The organism is Altererythrobacter chaiwopuensis (assembly GCF_054957755.1).
In genome coordinates this window covers 346,696-365,101 of record NZ_JBTXJG010000001.1, presented here as the reverse complement: position 1 = coordinate 365,101, position 18,406 = coordinate 346,696, and the positions used below count along the sequence as shown (strand labels likewise).

Annotated in this window: 13 protein-coding genes; all 13 read left to right on the top strand. The window is 62.6% G+C overall.

Translation table 11 applies throughout. The annotated features are described in order from the left end of the window. Positions 1-168 precede the first annotated feature (168 nt). The 13 genes from ACX2DJ_RS01855 to ACX2DJ_RS01795 all read left to right on the top strand — a co-directional run bounded on the left by ACX2DJ_RS01855 (position 169) and on the right by ACX2DJ_RS01795 (position 18,375). Complete coding sequence (locus tag ACX2DJ_RS01855; protein ID WP_462570671.1) at positions 169-2,916, top strand: nitrate/nitrite transporter; 2,748 nt, start codon at positions 169-171, stop codon at positions 2,914-2,916. After that, a complete protein-coding gene (locus ACX2DJ_RS01850) occupies positions 2,913-6,650 on the top strand; it encodes a nitrate reductase subunit alpha (RefSeq protein WP_462570669.1) in 3,738 nt (1,245 codons plus the stop codon). The genes ACX2DJ_RS01855 and ACX2DJ_RS01850 overlap by 4 nt, the downstream gene beginning before the upstream one ends. Further along, the gene (narH, locus tag ACX2DJ_RS01845) at positions 6,647-8,194 is read left to right on the top strand and encodes a nitrate reductase subunit beta (protein WP_462570668.1); all 1,548 of its coding nucleotides are present in this window, start codon (positions 6,647-6,649) and stop codon (positions 8,192-8,194) included. Before ACX2DJ_RS01850 ends, narH begins: the two co-directional genes overlap by 4 nt. Then, positions 8,191-8,877 (top strand): nitrate reductase molybdenum cofactor assembly chaperone, encoded by a 687-nt coding sequence (gene narJ / locus ACX2DJ_RS01840; protein ID WP_462570666.1) that lies wholly within the window; start codon positions 8,191-8,193, stop codon positions 8,875-8,877. The genes narH and narJ overlap by 4 nt, the downstream gene beginning before the upstream one ends. Positions 8,878-8,879: 2 nt before the next feature. Next, positions 8,880-9,635: a respiratory nitrate reductase subunit gamma gene (gene narI, locus ACX2DJ_RS01835; RefSeq protein WP_462570665.1), complete on the top strand. Its 756-nt coding sequence runs from the start codon at positions 8,880-8,882 to the stop codon at positions 9,633-9,635. Continuing rightward, positions 9,628-10,440 (top strand): peptidylprolyl isomerase, encoded by an 813-nt coding sequence (locus ACX2DJ_RS01830; RefSeq protein WP_462570663.1) that lies wholly within the window; start codon positions 9,628-9,630, stop codon positions 10,438-10,440. The genes narI and ACX2DJ_RS01830 overlap by 8 nt, the downstream gene beginning before the upstream one ends. After that, on the top strand, positions 10,437-11,453 hold the full coding sequence (gene moaA / locus ACX2DJ_RS01825; protein ID WP_462570662.1) for a GTP 3',8-cyclase MoaA: 1,017 nt from the start codon (positions 10,437-10,439) through the stop codon (positions 11,451-11,453). Before ACX2DJ_RS01830 ends, moaA begins: the two co-directional genes overlap by 4 nt. A gap of 8 nt (positions 11,454-11,461) precedes the next feature. Then, entirely contained in the window at positions 11,462-11,998 is a 537-nt protein-coding gene (locus ACX2DJ_RS01820) for a molybdopterin-binding protein (protein ID WP_462570660.1), read from the top strand. Positions 11,999-12,361: 363 nt separating this feature from the next. Beyond that, on the top strand, positions 12,362-12,565 hold the full coding sequence (rpmI, locus tag ACX2DJ_RS01815; RefSeq protein WP_165195972.1) for a 50S ribosomal protein L35: 204 nt from the start codon (positions 12,362-12,364) through the stop codon (positions 12,563-12,565). Between the two features lie 26 nt (positions 12,566-12,591). Next, complete coding sequence (gene rplT / locus ACX2DJ_RS01810; protein ID WP_462570658.1) at positions 12,592-12,951, top strand: 50S ribosomal protein L20; 360 nt, start codon at positions 12,592-12,594, stop codon at positions 12,949-12,951. A gap of 216 nt (positions 12,952-13,167) precedes the next feature. Continuing rightward, complete coding sequence (gene pheS, locus ACX2DJ_RS01805; RefSeq protein WP_462570656.1) at positions 13,168-14,268, top strand: phenylalanine--tRNA ligase subunit alpha; 1,101 nt, start codon at positions 13,168-13,170, stop codon at positions 14,266-14,268. After that, the gene (gene pheT, locus ACX2DJ_RS01800) at positions 14,265-16,748 is read left to right on the top strand and encodes a phenylalanine--tRNA ligase subunit beta (RefSeq protein WP_462570655.1); all 2,484 of its coding nucleotides are present in this window, start codon (positions 14,265-14,267) and stop codon (positions 16,746-16,748) included. Before pheS ends, pheT begins: the two co-directional genes overlap by 4 nt. A 103-nt stretch (positions 16,749-16,851) precedes the next feature. Then, positions 16,852-18,375, top strand: a complete 1,524-nt coding sequence (locus ACX2DJ_RS01795; protein WP_462570654.1) for a peptide chain release factor 3 — start codon at positions 16,852-16,854, stop codon at positions 18,373-18,375. Positions 18,376-18,406: the final 31 nt, after the last annotated feature.

Genomic DNA, 18,406 nt, shown 5'->3' with positions numbered 1-18,406 from the left:
GATTCATATCAACCATACCCTTGACCTGTATCGGGTCGCGTCGCGTGCTGCATCAGGCCGCGCCGATTTTACGCGGCTTCCAGGGTTCGATTTGATCTTGGTCAAGAAATTGCGGGATGCAACACTGCATCGTGAACTGGTCAACCGAGCTTTCACCGGGAGCCGCATATGCCGCCAAGAGACCATGTGACCAGTGCCGAACAGAACCGGGCCTTGGGTCTCAGCACCTTTGCCTTCACGATCTGCTTTGCGGTCTGGACGATCTTCGCGATCATCGGGATCGAGATCAAGGCAGAGCTGGGCCTTTCCGACACGCAGTTCGGCCTGCTGGTGGGCACACCGATCCTCACCGGGTCGCTCACGCGCCTCCTGCTGGGAGTGTGGACTGATCAATATGGCGGTCGGATCGTCTTTGCGCTCACCATGATCGCTTCGGCGGTTTCGACATTCCTGCTGTCCTATACTGACAGCTATCTGATGATGCTGCTGGCGGCACTGGGCCTGGGCCTGGCGGGCGGCGGTTTCGCGGTTGGCGTGGCCTATGTCTCGAAATGGTATCCGCAGGAGAGGCAGGGCTCGGCACTCGGTTTCTTCGGCATGGGCAATGTCGGTGCTGCGCTGACCAAGTTCGTTGCGCCGTGGGTTATGGTGGCGTTCGGCTGGACCATGGTGGCGCAGCTATGGGCAGGCGCATTGGCGATCACCGCGGTGCTGTTTTTCCTCTTTGCCAAGGATGATCCAGATCTGGTCGCGCGCAGGACCAGCGGTGCCAGCCCCATGACCCTCAAGCAGCAGCTGGAGCCGCTCAAGAACGAGCAGGTGTGGCGCTTTTCGCTCTATTATTTCTTTGTCTTCGGTGCCTTCGTGGCGCTGGCGCTATGGCTGCCGCACTATATCGTCGATCTGTACGGGGCCGATGTCAAAACGGCCGGGATGCTGGCGGCGAGCTTCTCGCTCTCGGCCAGCGTTTTCCGTGCCTATGGCGGGGTGCTGTCGGACAAATACGGCGCACGAAAGATCATGTATGCGACCTTTGGTGTTTCGCTGGTTCTGCTGTTCATGCTCAGCTATCCGGCGACCGACTATGTGATCCACGGGATCCGGGGGCCGATCGCCTTCTCTACCTCGATGAGCCTGGTGCCCTTCGTGATCACGGTGTTCGTGCTGGGCTTCTTCATGTCGCTGGGCAAGGCGGCGGTCTACAAGCACATTCCGGTCTATTACCCGAACCATGTTGGCGCGGTCGGCGGGTTGGTCGGCCTGGTCGGCGGCCTTGGTGGTTTCGTCCTGCCGATCGTATTTGGGGCGGTCAGCGATCTTACCGGCATCTGGACCAGTTGTTTCATGGTGCTGTTCGCCCTGGTGGCGATCGCGCTGACGTGGATGCATCTGGCGATCCGGCAGATGGAGCAGAAAGCCAGCGGTATCGATGTCCGCAGCCTGCCGCAGTTTCCCGAGATGGCCGGGTTGCATGACGAGACACGCCATGCGGCCGCGCAGCCGAGCAAGGTGCTGACCGAATGGAAGCCGGAAGACCCGGGCTTTTGGGAGCAGACGGGTGAACGGATCGCGCGCCGCAATCTCTATATCTCGATCCCCGCGCTGCTGCTTGCCTTTGCGGTGTGGATGGTATGGTCAATGGTGGTGGCCAAGCTGCCTTCGATCGGCTTCGACTACACAACCGACCAGCTGTTCTGGTTGGCGGCGCTGCCGGGCCTGTCGGGTGCGACCTTGCGGATCTTCTACAGCTTCATGGTGCCGATCTTCGGCGGGCGGCTGTGGACCACGCTCAGCACGGCTTCGTTGCTGATCCCCGCATTCGGGATCGGCTACGCGGTGCAGAACCCTGGCACGCCCTATGTCATTTTCCTGGTGCTGGCGCTGCTGTGCGGCTTTGGCGGGGGCAATTTTGCCTCGTCGATGTCGAACATCAGCTTCTTCTTCCCCAAGGCGCAGAAGGGCAATGCGCTGGCGCTCAACGCCGGGCTGGGCAATCTTGGCGTGTCGGTGATGCAGTTCGCGGTGCCGCTGGTGATTGTGGCGGGCGTGTTCGGCGCCCTGGGCGGCGCCCCGCAGCAAACCGCCGAGGGCGGGCAGATGTGGCTCCAGAATGCGGGCTTCATCTGGGTGCCGTTCATCATCGCCAGCACGTTGCTTGCGTGGTTCGGTATGCATGACATTGCCGATGCCAGGGCCAGCTTTGCCGAACAGTCGGTGATTTTCCAGCGCAAGCACAACTGGCTGATGTGCTGGCTCTACACCGGCACTTTCGGCAGCTTCATCGGCTTTTCTGCCGGATTGCCGTTGCTGGCCAAGAACCAGTTCCCCGATATCGACGTGCTCAAGTTCGTGTTCCTCGGCCCGCTGGTGGGCGCGCTCAGTCGCGCGGCGACCGGCTGGGTGTCCGATCGCTGGGGCGGTGGACGCGTAACCTTCTGGGTGTTCGTGGGCATGATGCTGGGTGTGCTCGGCGTGATCTGGTTCCTTCAGGCGGGCAACTGGTGGGGCTTCCTGGGGATGTTCATCTTCATGTTCTTCATGACCGGGGTGGGCAATGCCTCCACCTTCCAGATGATCCCCGCGATCATGCGCCAGGAAGTGCCCCGGCTGATGCCCGAAGTTGGAGCCGAGGCCCAGAGGCGGCAAGCGGATAAGGAATCGGCGGCAATCGTCGGCTTTACCTCGGCCATTGCAGCCTATGGCGCCTTCTTCATTCCCAAGAGCTTCGGCAGCGCGATCGCCGCCACCGGATCGCCAATGCCGGCGCTGTGGGGCTTCCTGATCTTCTACGCCAGCTGCGCGGCGCTCACCTGGTGGGTTTATACCCGCCGCGGCGGCTTGCTGCACGAGGTTGAGCGCGGGCGTCCGCCTGCCCCGGCCGCCGTTCCCCCAATCATGAAAGGAGCCGCTGCATGAGCCACCTTCTCGACCGCCTGACGTTCTTCAACCAGAAGAAAGTCGCCTTTTCCGAAGGTCACGGTGTCACCACCAATGAAAATCGCGGCTGGGAGGATAGCTATCGCCAGCGCTGGCAGCATGACAAGATCGTGCGCTCCACCCACGGGGTCAATTGCACTGGATCGTGCAGCTGGAAAATCTACGTCAAGGGCGGGATCATCACCTGGGAAACGCAGCAGACCGACTATCCGCGCACCCGGCCCGATCTGCCCAATCACGAGCCGCGCGGCTGCCCGCGCGGGGCGAGCTACAGCTGGTACATCTATTCGGCGCAGCGGCTGAAATACCCGATGGTGCGCTCGCGCTTGCTCAAGCTGTGGCGCGAGGCGCGGGCAGTGCGAACTCCGGTTGCGGCGTGGGCCTCGATCGTCGAGGATCCGGCCAAGCGCAAGAGCTATACCGCGATCCGCGGCCACGGCGGCTTCGTGCGTTCGACCTGGGATGAGGTGAACGAAATCATCGCCGCCGCCAATGCCTATACTGCCAAGACCTATGGGCCTGACCGGGTGATCGGCTTCAGCCCCATCCCGGCAATGTCGATGGTGAGCTATGCGGCGGGGTCACGCTACCTGTCGCTGCTCGGCGGCACCTGCATGAGCTTTTATGACTGGTATTGCGACCTGCCGCCCGCCAGCCCGATGACCTGGGGCGAACAGACCGACGTTCCCGAAAGCGCGGACTGGTATAATTCCGGCTTTCTGATGATGTGGGGTTCCAACGTGCCGCAGACCCGCACGCCCGATGCCCACTTCATGACCGAGGCGCGCTATCGCGGGACCAAGGTCGCGGTGGTCAGCCCGGACTATGCCGAGGCTACCAAATTCGCCGATTTGTGGCTCAATCCCAAGCAGGGCACCGATGCAGCGCTGGCGATGGCGATGGGCCATGTGATCCTGCGTGAATTCCATCTTGACCGGCAGGCAGAGTATTTCGAGGATTATTGCCGCAAATACTCCGACATGCCGATGCTGGTGCGGCTGGTGGAAAAGGACGGGGCCCTGATCCCGGAAAACCTGCTGCGCGCCAGCGATTTCCTCGACAGTCTGGGCGAAGCCAACAATCCGGAGTGGAAGGTCGTCGCTATCGACGACGCCTCCGATGAAGTGGTGGCCCCCACTGGCTCGGCCGGTTTCCGCTGGGGTGAAAAGGGCAAATGGAACCTCGAAGAGAAAGACGGGCGCGGCACCGATACCGTCCTGAGAATGACCAATATTCTCGACGGCCAGCATGATGAAGTGGTGGAGGTTGCCTTCCCCTATTTCGGCAATCGCGAGCATGACCATTTTGAAGGCACCGACCACCCCAGCGTCCTGAAGCGCCGCGTGGCGGTGCGCCAATTGCAGCTAAAGGATGGCAAGGCTTTCGTGGCCACCGTGTTCGACCTGTTGTGCGCCAACTACGGCCTCGACCGCGGTCTGGGCGGCGAGCATGTGGCGCGCGATTACGGCGATATGGAACCTTACACGCCTGCCTGGGCGGAAAAGATCACCGGAGTTCCTGCCGAGCAGATCATCACCGTGGCGCGCGAATTCGCCGCCAATGCGGAAGCGACCAGAGGCAAGTCGATGGTGATCCTGGGAGCGGGGCTCAACCACTGGTATCACATGGACATGAACTATCGCGGCATCATCAACCTGTTGGTGATGTGCGGCTGCGTGGGCCAATCGGGCGGGGGCTGGGCGCATTACGTGGGGCAGGAAAAGCTGCGCCCGCAGACCGGCTGGTTGCCGCTGGCTTTCGGGCTCGACTGGAGCCGCCCGCCGCGCCAGATGAACTCGACCAGCTTCTTCTACGCCCACACCGATCAATGGCGCTATGAAACGCTGGGGGTGGAGGAAATCCTTTCACCTACCGCGCCTGATGGCGAATGGGACGCCAGCCTGATCGATTACAACGTGCGGGCCGAACGGATGGGCTGGCTGCCAAGCGCGCCCCAGCTCAAGACCAACCCGCTCGAAGTGGGCAAAGCGGTGAAAGCCAGTGGCATGGAGGCGAAGGATTACGTTTCCGCTGCGCTCAAATCCGGCGAATTGGAAATGTCATGCTTCGACCCGGACGATCCGGCCAATTGGCCCCGCAACATGTTCGTGTGGCGTTCGAACCTGCTGGGTTCATCGGGCAAGGGGCACGAATATTTCCTCAAGCACCTGCTCGGCACAGCCCACGGCGTTCAGGGCAAGGATCTGGGCGAAACCGGCGCGCAGAAGCCCAAGGAAGTGAAGTGGCATGACGAGGCGCCCAAGGGCAAGCTCGACCTGCTGGTGACGCTGGACTTCCGCATGTCGACCACCTGCGTCTATTCCGACATCGTCCTGCCCACCGCCAGCTGGTATGAGAAGGACGATCTCAACACCTCGGACATGCATCCCTTCATTCATCCGCTGTCGGCCGCAGTCGATCCGGTGTGGGAATCGCGCAGCGACTGGGACATCTACAAGGGCATCGCGAAGAAGTTTTCCGAAATTGCGCCCGAAGTGCTCGGTGTAGAGCATGATGTGGTGTTGACCCCGATCATGCACGACACGCCCGGAGAGATCGCCCAGCCTTTCGATGTGGCCGATTGGGGGCATGGCGAGATCGAGGCGATACCTGGCAAGACCATGGCCAATGTGGCGGTGGTCGAGCGCGATTATCCGGGGCTTTACCACCGGTTCACCGCGCTCGGCCCGCTGATGGACAAGCTTGGCAATGGCGGCAAGGGAATCAGCTGGAACACCCAGCACGAAGTCGAAAATCTGAGGAAGCTCAACGGCACGGTGCTGGAGGAGGGGGCCACCCAAGGCATGCCGCAGATCGAAACTGCGATCGATGCCGCCGAGGTGATCCTGATGCTGGCGCCCGAAACCAATGGCGAAGTGGCCGTCAAGGCGTGGGATGCGCTGTCGCAGAACACGGGGCGCGACCACAGGCATCTGGCGCTGCCCAAGGAAGAGGAGAAGATCCGCTTCCGCGATATTCAGGCGCAGCCGAGGAAGATCATCTCATCGCCCACCTGGTCCGGGATCGAAAGCGAGCATGTGTGCTACAACGCGGGCTACACCAATGTGCACGAACTGATCCCGTGGCGCACCCTGACCGGGCGGCAGCAGCTTTATCAGGATCACAAGTGGATGCGCGCCTTTGGCGAGGGCTTCTGCGTCTATCGCCCGCCGATCGACACCAAGGCGGTCAAGCCGATGCTGGATCAGGCGAAGGATGCGCCGCATGTCATCCTCAACTTCATCACCCCGCACCAGAAATGGGGCATCCACTCGACCTATACCGACAATCTGCTGATGCTCACCCTGTCGCGCGGCGGGCCGATTGTGTGGATGAGCGAGGTGGACGCGGCCAAGGCCGGCCTGGTCGATAATGACTGGGTCGAAACCTTCAATTCCAACGGTGCGCTGGTCGCCCGCGTGGTCGTGTCGCAGCGGATGAAGGAAGGCACGCTGTTCATGTATCACGCGCAGGAGAAGATCACCAACATGCCCGGATCGCCGCTCACGGGCCAGCGCGGGGGCATCCACAACTCGGTCACGCGCGCGGTCCTCAAGCCCACGCACATGATCGGCGGATATGTCCAGCAAAGCTATGGCTTCAATTATTACGGCACGGTCGGCTCCAACCGCGACGAATATGTCATCGTGCGCAAGCTCAGCAAGGTCGACTGGCTCGAAGGGGCCTTGGCCGAAGGGGAGAACGCAGCATGAAAATCCGCGCGCAGATCGGCAAGGTCCTGAACCTCGACAAGTGCATCGGCTGCCACACCTGCTCGGTCACGTGCAAGAACGTGTGGACCAGCCGCGAGGGCATGGAATACGCCTGGTTCAACAATGTCGAGACCAAGCCCGGCATCGGCTATCCCAAGGACTGGGAGAACCAGAAGCGCTGGAACGGCGGCTGGGTGCGCACCCCCGGCGGATCGATCCGGCCCAAGATGGGCGGCAAGTGGCGGGTGCTGGCGAAAATCTTCGCCAATCCCGATCTGCCCGAGATCGACGACTACTACGAACCCTTCACCTTCGACTACGCACACCTCCAAAAGGCGGGCGAAAGCAAGGCTTTCCCCACCGCGCGCCCGCGCAGCCTGATTTCCGGGCAGCGGATGGAGAAGATCGAATGGGGCCCCAACTGGGAGGAAATCCTGGGCGGTGAGTTTTCCAAGCGGTCGGAGGATTACAACTTCGAAGGGGTACAGAAAGAGATTTACGGCCAGTTCGAAAACACCTTCATGATGTATCTGCCCAGGCTGTGCGAGCACTGCCTCAACCCCACCTGTGTCGCCGCCTGTCCCTCTGGCGCGATCTACAAGCGCGAGGAAGACGGCATCGTCCTGATCGATCAGGAGACGTGCCGCGGCTGGCGCATGTGCGTATCGGGCTGCCCCTACAAGAAGATCTATTACAACTGGAAAACCGGCAAATCGGAAAAGTGCATCTTCTGCTATCCGCGCATCGAGGCGGGCCAGCCGACGGTATGCAGCGAAACCTGCGTCGGGCGCATCCGCTATCTGGGCGTGATGCTGTATGATGCGGACCGGATCGAGGAAGCCGCATCGGTCGAGCATGTCGAAGACCTGTATCAGGCGCAGCTCGACATTTTCCTTGATCCCAATGATCCGGAAGTGATTGAGCAGGCGCGGAAAGATGGCGTGCCGGAAGCATGGCTTGAAGCCGCGCGGCATTCGCCGGTGTGGAAGATGGCGATGGAATGGAAGGTCGCCTTCCCGCTCCACCCGGAATACCGCACTCTGCCGATGGTATGGTACGTGCCGCCGCTCTCGCCGATCAATGCGGCGGCGAGCGCCGGGCAAATTTCGGTCAATAACAACATGCCCGATGTCCGCAGCTTGCGCATTCCGCTGAAGTATCTCGCCAATTTGCTCACCGCAGGCGATGAGGAACCGGTGGCGCTGTGCCTTGAGCGGATGCTGGCAATGCGCGGTTACATGCGCGCGAAGACGGTAGAAGGGGTGCAGAACGAGGGCATAGCCGAGGCTGTCGGGCTCACGGGCGCGCAGATCGAGGACATGTACAAGGTGATGGCGCTGGCCGATTACGAGGATCGCTTCGTCATTCCCACCGGCCACCGCGAGGATGCCGAGGACATGTTCGAGGAACGCGGCTCCTGCGGCTTCACCTTCGGCAATGGCTGTTCGGGCGGATCAAGCGAGAGCAATTTGTTCGGCTCCAAACCGGCACGCAAGAAACTCCAGACCCCGACGCCCCACATTGCAGGGGAGGTGCTGTCATGAAAGCGCTCCATCTGATTTCGCTGCTGCTGCAATATCCCACCCGCGACCTTCAGGCGGTAGCGGGCGAGATCCGCCAGCGGCTGACCGCCGATCCGGCCTTGCCGCAAGCCGGGGTTGCCGCGCTCGAACCGCTGCTTGCCCGGCTGGAGGCCTGCGACATTTACGACGCGCAGGAAGCCTATGTCGAACTGTTCGACCGGGGGCGGGCGCACAGCCTGCATCTGTTCGAACACGTCCACGGCGAAAGCCGCGACCGGGGGCAGGCGATGGTCGATCTGCGCCAGCGGTACCTCAATGCGGGGCTGGAGCCGCAAGGTAACGAGCTGCCCGATTACCTGCCGCTGTTCCTCGATTATTGCTCGACGCTGCCCGATGCTGCGGCGCGCGACACTTTGGCTGAGCCGGGCGTGGTGCTGATCGCGCTCGCCGCGCGGCTGGCCGAAAAGCAGTCGGACTATGCCCCGCTGTTCGCGCTGCTGTGCGAAATTGCGGGCATCGAAATGGACGAGGAAGCGGCCAAGGCGCTCCCGCCGGTTGACGACCCGGAGAGCCTGGAAGAGCTTGATGCGCAGTGGGAGGAGGAGGAAATCCGCTTCACTGCCGAAGCCGCACCCGATCCGGGTGCCGCCTGCCCGGTTGCCGCGAGCCAGCTTGCCGCCATGCGCTTTGAGCGAGGAGCCTGATCATGTCGAGTCCACCTGCCGCCGTTCCTGCTGGCCATGAAGCCTTGCCATCCATTCCGATCGACCTGTGGATCAACACATTCCTGTTCGGGGCGCTGCCCTATATCGCGCTTGCGGTGATGATCATCGGCAGCATTTTCCGCTATGATCGCGAGCCTTACACATGGCGTGCCGGATCAAGCCAGTTGCTCCGGCGAAAGCAGCTTATGTGGGGATCAAACCTGTTCCACATCGGCATCCTGTTCCTGTTCATGGGCCATTTTGTTGGTCTTCTGACGCCGCACAGCATTTATCGGCACTTTATCTCGGCGGAAACCAAGCAACTGGTCGCCATCTATGCCGGTTCGGTAGCTGGGCTGATCTGCCTTGCAGGTCTGGTGCTGCTGATGCACCGGCGCTTTTTCGATGCGCGCATTCGCAGAAATTCGCCGTTCGCTGACAATGCCATCCTTGGCATTCTGTTTGTGCAGCTGGTGTTGGGGCTCGCCACCGTGCCATTTTCGTTGGCGCACCACGATGCCGAAGTGATGCTGCGGCTGTCTGCCTGGGCGCAGGGTATTTTTACATTCGAACCAAGTGTCGGCCGCTATGTGGCCGGACTCGATTGGCCTTATCAGGCACATCTCGTGCTGGGCATGCTGATTTTTCTGCTGCTGCCATTTACCCGGCTGGTCCATATTTTCTCGGCCCCAATCCGGTACCTGTGGCGCGGCGGCTATCAGATCGTCCGTTCGCGCCGGAGCCTCACCCATGGATGAAGTGATCGAGCGCAGCATCGTGCGGGTTGGCGGGGTCGAAATCCCCCGCGCCGCCATCGCCGCCGAAGCCCAGAACCACCCCGCGCCCGATGCCGCCACCGCATGGACCGAGGCGACCGAGGCGCTCGCGATCCGGCAATTGCTGCTGGCCGAGGCCGAGCGGCTGGGTATCGAACCGGGCGAACGGCTCGACGCACAGGGCCGCCCGCTCGCGGCGGATGATGCGCTGATCGATGCGTTGCTGGAACGTGAAGTGCGCGTGCCCGAAGCCACCGAGGCCGAGGCGCGGCGTTTCTTCGAAGCACATAGCGATCGTTTCGCCAGCGAGACGCTGGTCGAGGCGGAGCATATCCTGTTCTCGGCCAGCCCTGACGACAGCTTTGCCTACAGCCTGGCCGTGGGCGATGCCCGCACTGCCATTCGCGCGTTGCAAGCCGATCCTGCGTGCTTTGCCGAACTGGCGCAGGCCAAATCCGCCTGCCCGTCAAAAGAACAGGGCGGCAATCTCGGCCAGATCGGCAAGGGGCAGACCGTCGCCGAATTTGAAGCCGCGCTGTTCGGCCTCGCCGAGGGCGAGCTCTGCTCCGAGCCGGTGCGCACCCGCTTCGGCGTGCATGTGATCCGCGCCGGGCGGCGGGCCGAGGGGCAGCAATTGCCATTCGAGGCCGTTGAAGCCTCGATCTGCGACTATCTGGAGGAAGCCAGCTACCGCAAGGCAGTGGCGCAATATCTCGCCATTCTCGCCAGCCAGACCAGTATCGAAGGCGTGAGCCTGCCCATCGCTGACGGGCCGCTGGTCCAGTGAGTGAAAAGCGCGCTCTTGATGTCCTGCCGCTGGCCGCTCCCCTGCGCGATGGCATCGGCCGCAGGTTCGAATATCTGCGACTCTCGCTGACCGAAGTCTGCAACTTTCGCTGCACCTATTGCCTTCCCCATGGCTACAAAAAGCCGTGCCATCGACCGGCCGAACTGACGGTGGAGGAAATCCGCCGCACAGTGGGCGCCTTTGCGCAGCTTGGCCTGTGGAAGGTCCGCCTCACCGGGGGCGAGCCGACATTGCGCCGCGATTTCGAGGAGGTGGCGCGCGCTGTGGCCAGCGTGCCCGGAATTCGCCGCGTGGCAATGACCACCAATGGCTATCGCCTGGCCGAGCGGGCGCAGACGTGGCGCGATGCAGGTATCAGCGCAATCAACATCAGCGTGGATTCGCTCGATCCCGCGCGGTTTGCCGCGATCACCGGGCATGACCGCTTGGGCGAAGTGTTGCGCGGCGTGGAGGCGGCGCAGGCGGCCGGGTTCGAGAGTATCAAGCTCAACGCCGTGCTGATGCGCGGGATCAATGACGATGAACTCGATGCCATGATCGATTTCGTCGCCACGCGCGACCTGTCGCTGCGCTTCATCGAGGTGATGCGCACCAATGACAATGCCGCCTTCTTCGATCAGCACCATGTGGCCGGGCAAGGCGTGATCGACCGGCTCGAGTCTGCGGGCTGGCAGCGCCTGCCGCGCCAGCCGGGCGCCGGGCCGGCGGTGGAGCTGGGGCATCGCCAGGCGAAAGGCCGCATCGGCATTATCGCGCCCTATGCGCGGGATTTCTGTGCCAGCTGCAACCGGCTGCGCCTGTCATCGGATGGCAGGCTGCATCTGTGCCTGTTCGGGGATGGCGGGATCGATCTGCGGCCACTATTGCAAGAAGGGGATCAATCCGCTTTGACAAACCGGATTTGCGCACTTGTCAGCACAAAGGCTCCGGCGCATCGGCTACACGAGGGAAACAGCGGCGCGACGCCGCATCTAGCATCCATCGGAGGATAAGGCTGGCCATGCCGGGAATCGACGAAACACTAACCTTTCACCCGCTTGGCATGGCGGTGCTGACCATTTCCGACACGCGCACGCTCGAAACCGACAGTTCGGGCGCGCTGCTGGCCGAACGGCTCCAGAGCGCAGGGCACCGGCTGTATGACCGCGCCATCGTGCGCGACGAAATCGCCGATATCCGCGCGCAATTGCAGGCCTGGCTGGCGCGGCCCGAGATCGAGATCATCCTCACCACCGGCGGCACCGGCTTTTCCCCGCGCGATAATACGCCCGAGGCGGTGAGGCCCTTGCTGCGGCGCGAGATGGACGGGTTTTCGGCGGCGTTCCACCATAAGAGCCTTGCCAGCGTGGGGGTTGCCACCATGCAATCGCGCGCCTTTGCCGGGCAGGCGGGCGATGCCTTCATCTTCTGCGTGCCGGGATCGACCGGCGCCTGCCGCGACGCATGGGACGGCCTGCTGGAACTGGAGTTCGACAGCCGCCACAAACCCTGCTCGATCGCAGGCGCATTGCCCCGCCTGCGCGAGGTGTGTGCCTGATTGGCTCTGTCCGCGCCCGTTCCTTCAAGGGAGGAAGGGCTTGTTTTCCTACCCTGCGCGTTCCGGCTATCCTCTGACCATGCGATCCGCCGCACCGCCTCGCTTCAGCAGCATGTCCATCCGCGCGCGCGAAACCCTCGCTCTCGCGCGCCTGGCCGCCCCGCTGCGGACGGGCTGCTTTCTTTCCCTTGGACTGTGTTCCATGTGTTCCATCCTGCAGGACTCTCTCCCGTCAAACACTCCTTGCATTTTGCGGTCAGATCGCTATTGCGCGCGCCTTCACTGACACGTGATTCATCTGCCTGCCTGGCGACAAGGGCTGCCAGGGCCGGTTCGGACGTGTCTCTTGATTAGGAGATGAAAATGCCCAAGCTGAAGACCAAAAGCGGTGTGAAGAAACGCTTCAAGATCACCGCAACCGGCAAGATCAAGCATGGTGTCGCGGGCAAGCGCCACCGCCTGATCAGCCATAATGCGAAGTATATCCGCACCAACCGTGGCACCACCGTATTGTCGGAAGCCGACACCAAGACGGTGAAGAAATGGGCCCCCTACGGGCTCGACTGAGCGCGCTGGTTTAAGGAGAATCTGATATGCCTCGCATCAAACGCGGCGTGACCACGCGCCAGAAGCACAAGCGGCTGCTCGACCAGGCCAAGGGCTATCGCGGCCGCCGCAAGAATACCATCCGCATCGCCCGCCAGGCGGTGGAGAAGGCCGGCCAGTACGCCTATCGCGATCGCAAGATCAAGAAGCGCAATTTCCGCGCGCTGTGGATCCAGCGGATCAACGCGGCGGTGCGCGCCGAAGGCCTCACCTATTCGCAGTTCATGCACGGCGCAAAGCTTGCCGGTATCGAGCTTGACCGCAAGGCGATGGCCGATCTGGCCATGAACGAGGAAGGCGCGTTCAAGGCGGTGATCGCCCAGGCCAAGGGCGCTCTGCCCGCGTAAGTCAGGCCGAAGGCTGGAATTTCCGGGAGGCGCTGGGGGGAAACTTCCGGCGCCTTTCCATTTGTAAATTCGGGCCGGAATTGGCAGCTCGATCCTGACGCCGGGCACCGCCTGCACAGACGGGTGCCTGAATGGGTACCTCACCCGGCCGGAAAGCACTTTGCCTTGAGCGCCATTTGCCGCTAGCGGAGCGCGCTCGAAAGTGAATCTGACACAATGACCGATTTGACCACACAGAAGGATGCGGCACTGGCCGCGATTGGCGCGGCAGGAACGCTCGATGCGCTGGAGGAACAGCGCCTTGCGGCACTGGGCAAGAAGGGCTGGATCAGCCTGGCGCTGAAGACGCTTGGCCAGATGAGCCCTGATGAGCGGAGCGCAGCCGCACCCGCGATCCAGGCTATTCGCGGCGAAGTTGCCGATGCAATTGCTGCCAAGAAACAGGCACTCGAAAGTGCCGTGCTGGAGGCGCAGCTGGCCAGCGAGCAGCTGGACCTGACCTTGCCTGCACCCGAGGCCCCGCTGGGCTCGGTGCATCCGGTGAGCCAGGTGATGGACGAGCTGGCGGAAATCTTCGCCGATCTGGGTTTCGCGGTCGCTACCGGGCCTGAGATCGAGGACGACTGGCACAATTTCACAGCGCTCAACATGGATGAAAGCCATCCCGCGCGCGCAATGCATGACACGTTCTATTTCCCCGACCGTGATGGCCATGGGCGCGCCATGCTGCTCAGGACTCATACCTCGCCAGTGCAGATCCGCAGCATGATGGAGCAGGGCGCGCCGCTGAGGATCATCGCGCCGGGCCGCGTCTATCGCAGCGACAGCGACGCGACGCACACGCCGATGTTTCACCAGGTGGAAGGGTTGGTGATCGATCGCGGCATCCACCTGGGGCACCTCAAATGGACGCTCGAGACTTTCCTCAAGGCGTTTTTCGAGCGCGACGATATCGTGCTGCGCCTGCGCCCGAGCTACTTCCCCTTCACCGAGCCTTCGGTCGAAGTCGATGTGGGCTATGCCAACGAAGGCGGCCGCCGCGTGGTCGGCGGTTCAGGCGATGACGATGGGCATGACTGGATGGAACTGCTCGGCAGCGGCATGGTCAACCGCCGCGTGATCGAGATGGGCGGCCTCGACCCTGACGAATGGCAGGGTTTTGCCTGGGGCCTGGGCGTCGACCGGCTGGCCATGCTCAAATACGGGATGGACGATCTGCGCGCCTTCTTCGATGGCGACGTGCGCTGGCTGAGGCACTTTGGCTTCAGTCCGTTCGACCAGCCCACCCTTTCTGCCGGCGTAGGAGCGAAGGCATGAAGTTCTCGCTTGCATGGCTGAAGGACCATCTCGAAACCGAAGCCTCGGTGAAGGAGATTGTCGACGCGCTCAACGCCATCGGGCTCGAGGTTGAGGGCGTGGAAGACCCGGCGGACAGGCTCGCCGGTTTCCGCGTCGCTCAAGTGCTCACCGCTGCCCCGCACCCCGATGCAGACAAGCTGCAGGTGCTCACCGTTGACACGGGTGAAGGCGATCCGCTGCAAGTGGTGTGCGGCGCGCCCAACGCCCGCGCAGGCATGAAGGGCGTGCTGGGCCTGCCCGGCGCAGTGGTGCCGGCCAATGGCATGGAGCTGCGCAAGAGCGCGATCCGCGGGGTCGAATCGAACGGCATGATGTGCAGCGTGCGCGAGCTTGAGCTGGGCGATGAGCACAGCGGCATCATCGAACTGCCCGATGATGCACCGGTCGGCACCAGCTTCGCCGAATATCACGGCGCATCGCCGGTGATCGATGTGGCAATCACCCCCAACCGGCCCGACTGCATGGGCGTCTATGGCATTGCGCGCGATCTTGCGGCTGCAGGCCTGGGGACGCTCAAGCCGATTGCGATTCCCGCCTTCGAAGCTGCGGGTGCCTGCCCGGTAGAAATCCGCACCGATGATCCCGATGGATGCCCGGCCTTCTATGGCCGCGTGGTCAAGGGCGTGACAAACGGCACCTCGCCCGACTGGTTGCAGCAGCGGCTGATAAGCGCCGGGCAGCGCCCGATCTCGCTGCTGGTCGACCTTACCAACTATTTGATGCTGGCCTATGGCCGCCCGGCGCATGCCTATGACCTTGCCAAGCTGACCGGCGCGGTGGTTGCGCGCCGCGCCAAGCAGGGCGAGCAATGCCAAGCGCTCAACGAAAAGACCTACACGCTTGATGAAAGCATGACGGTGATCGCCGATGATGCCGGTGTGCATGATATCGCCGGGATCATGGGCGGCGAGCACTCGGGCGTCAGCGAAAGCACCAGTGACGTGCTGCTCGAAATTGCCTATTTCGATCCCGCGCGGATCGGCGTGACCGGGCGCAAACTGGGCCTGTCATCGGATGCACGCACGCGCTTCGAACGCGGGGTTGATCCGGCCTTCCTCGACGACGGGCTTGACCTGCTCACCGGGCTGATCGTCGATCTGGCAGGCGGCACGCCAAGCGAGAGGGTGCATGCAGGCTCGCCTCCCAGCGTTCCCAAGCAGATCGCGTTCGATACGGGGCTCACCTTGCGCCTGGGCGGTGTCGATGTGCCAGCCGAGCAGCAGCGGCGCATTCTGGAAAGTCTTGATTTCAAGGTTGGCGGCGACTGGAATGTCACCTGCCCGCTGCGCCGCCATGACATCGAGGGCGCAGCCGACCTGGTCGAGGAAGTGGTGCGCATCCACGGCCTCGACAAGGTGGAGAGCGTGCCCTTGCCGCGCGCGGATGGTGTCGCCCGCCCGACCGCAACGCCGCAGCAGGCGATCGAGCGCAAACTGCGCCGCGCTTCCGCCGCGCGCGGGCTCAATGAAGCGATCACCTGGTCCTTCATTACCGAGGCGGAGGCGGCACATTTCCCTGACCTTCGCCAAGCTGAGGATGAGCGGGCGCAGTTGTGGGCGCTCGAAAACCCGATCAGCGAGGATATGAAGGTCATGCGGCCTTCGCTGCTGCCCGGCCTGATCAGCGCGGCCAAACGCAATCTCGATCGCGGGGCGGATGGGTTGCGCCTGTTCGAAATCGGGCGGCGCTATTTCCGCGGCAAGGATGGCGCGAGCGACGAGCGTGCGACGCTGGGCATTGTGCTGGCGGGCGAAAAGACTCCGCGCGGCTGGGCATCAGGAAGGGCAGTGTTGTTCGACGCCTTTGACGCCAAGGCCGAGGCGCTGGCACTGCTCGAAGCCGCCGGTGCGCCGATCCAGAACCTGATGGTGATGGGTGAGGCGGGGGATCAGTTCCACCCCGGCCAATCGGCCACCTTGCGGCTTGGGCCCAAGAATGTGCTGGCGCGCTTCGGTATGCTGCACCCGAACACCTGCAAGGCATTCGACGTCGATGGCCCGGTTGCGGCGGTCGAGATATTCCTTGACGCGATTCCGGCAAGAAAGGGTGGAGGCAGCTTCGCGCGGGCGCATTACTCGCCGCCCGCCTTGCAGGCGGTGACGCGCGATTTCGCCTTCCTGGTTCCGACCGAATTGGCTGCAGGCGAACTGGTGCGCGCCGTGCGCGGCGCCGACAAGCAAAACATCGTCGATGCGCGCGTGTTTGACGTGTTCGCCGGCCAGGGTGTGCCCGAGGGCAAGAAATCCATTGCCATCGAAGTGACACTGCAGCCGGCCGGGAAGAGCTATACGGATGCCGACCTTGCTGAAATTTCGCAGCAGATTATCGCTGCGGCCCGCAAGTTGGGTGCAAAATTACGGCACGAAGTGGAAGGAGCCCTAGTCGGTCAGGGTTCAACCCTGACGGGCCAGGCAAACAAGAACGCTCCGTCACCCTGAACTTGTTTCAGGGTCCATTTCTCCTCTCGCGCCATCTGCCCTTAGATGCGCGATGGATGCTGAAACAAGTTCAGCATGACGAATTGAAGAGACCACAAAACTGATGACTTCAAACCGCCGCACCTTCGCGATCATCTCGCATCCTGACGCTGGCAAGACCACGTTGACCGAGAAGCTGCTGCTGCAAGGCGGCGCGATTCACTTGGCGGGCGAGGTGAAGGCACGCGGGCAGGCCCGGCGCGCGCGATCGGACTGGATGAAGATCGAGCAGCAGCGCGGTATTTCGGTCACATCCAGCGTGATGACCTTCGAACGCGATGGCGTAACCTTCAACCTGCTCGACACGCCGGGGCACGAGGATTTCTCCGAAGACACCTACCGCACGCTGACCGCGGTCGATTCCGCCATCATGGTGATCGATGCGGCCAAGGGTATCGAGCCGCAGACGCGCAAGCTGTTCGAAGTCTGCCGGCTGCGCAGTGTGCCGATCATCACCTTCATCAACAAGGTGGACCGTGAAGGCCGCCCGGTGTTCGAGCTGCTTGACGAGATTGCGGATATGCTCGCGCTTGATGTCTCGCCGCAGATGTATCCCGTCGGCATGGGCGGACAGTTCCAGGGCATTCTCGACTTCGCCAGCGGCAGCGTGGCGCGGCCCGAGGGAGGGTCAAAGGAATTTCTCGGCAAACGAGATACCAATGCAGACCTGCCTGCTGAAATCGCCGAGAATGTCGAGCTGGCGCAGATCGGCTATCCCGAATTCGACCTCGAGGCCTATCGCAATGGCGACCTGACCCCGGTCTATTTCGGCTCGGCGCTGAAGAATTTCGGGGTCGAGGAACTGATCGATGCGATCGCGAAATATGCCCCGCCGCCGCGCCCGCAGCCGGCCGGCGAGGAGCAGGTTCCGCCGACCCGTGACGAGGTGACCGGCTTCATCTTCAAGGTCCAGGCCAATATGGACCCCAACCACCGTGACCGGATCGCCTTCATGCGCATGGTTTCAGGCACCTTCAAACGCGGCATGAAACTGACCCCTTCGGGGCTGGGCAAACCGATCGCGATCCACTCACCGATCCTGTTTTTCGCGCAGGACCGCGAGCTGGCCGACACCGCCGAGGCGGGCGACATCATCGGCATTCCCAATCACGGCACCTTGCGGGTGGGCGATACTCTGAGCGAGAAGAACCAGATCCGCTTCACCGGCCTGCCCAATTTCGCGCCGGAGATCCTGCGCCGTGTGGTGCTGAAAGATCCGACCAAGACCAAGCAGCTGAGGAAAGCGCTGGACGATCTTTCCGAGGAGGGCGTGATCCAGGTCTTCTATCCGGAGATCGGAGCGCAATGGATTGTGGGCGTGGTCGGCCAACTTCAGCTCGAAGTGCTGATTTCGCGGCTGGAGGCGGAATACAAGGTCGAGGCCGGGCTCGAAGCATCGCCATTCGCCACGGCGCGGTGGCTGAAGGGGACAGAAGCGGCGCAGAAAAGCTTCGAGGACTTCAACCGCGCCAATCTGGCGCGCGACCGCGATGGCGATCTGGTGTTCATGGCCAGGAGCCCGTGGGATGTGAGTTACCAGGCCGAGAAGAACCCCGAGCTAACCTTTTCCGCCACCAAGGAACGGTAGGCTTGCAGGCCGTGTGGCTTCGCGGCATGGA

Coding starts and splice junctions, on each gene's coding strand:
- ACX2DJ_RS01855 (WP_462570671.1), top strand. CDS start 169: ATGCCGCCAAGAGACCATGTGACCAGTGCCGAACAGAACCGGGCCTTG.
- ACX2DJ_RS01850 (WP_462570669.1), top strand. CDS start 2,913: ATGAGCCACCTTCTCGACCGCCTGACGTTCTTCAACCAGAAGAAAGTC.
- narH (WP_462570668.1), top strand. CDS start 6,647: ATGAAAATCCGCGCGCAGATCGGCAAGGTCCTGAACCTCGACAAGTGC.
- narJ (WP_462570666.1), top strand. CDS start 8,191: ATGAAAGCGCTCCATCTGATTTCGCTGCTGCTGCAATATCCCACCCGC.
- narI (WP_462570665.1), top strand. CDS start 8,880: ATGTCGAGTCCACCTGCCGCCGTTCCTGCTGGCCATGAAGCCTTGCCA.
- ACX2DJ_RS01830 (WP_462570663.1), top strand. CDS start 9,628: ATGGATGAAGTGATCGAGCGCAGCATCGTGCGGGTTGGCGGGGTCGAA.
- ACX2DJ_RS01820 (WP_462570660.1), top strand. CDS start 11,462: ATGCCGGGAATCGACGAAACACTAACCTTTCACCCGCTTGGCATGGCG.
- rpmI (WP_165195972.1), top strand. CDS start 12,362: ATGCCCAAGCTGAAGACCAAAAGCGGTGTGAAGAAACGCTTCAAGATC.
- rplT (WP_462570658.1), top strand. CDS start 12,592: ATGCCTCGCATCAAACGCGGCGTGACCACGCGCCAGAAGCACAAGCGG.
- pheS (WP_462570656.1), top strand. CDS start 13,168: ATGACCGATTTGACCACACAGAAGGATGCGGCACTGGCCGCGATTGGC.
- pheT (WP_462570655.1), top strand. CDS start 14,265: ATGAAGTTCTCGCTTGCATGGCTGAAGGACCATCTCGAAACCGAAGCC.
- ACX2DJ_RS01795 (WP_462570654.1), top strand. CDS start 16,852: ATGACTTCAAACCGCCGCACCTTCGCGATCATCTCGCATCCTGACGCT.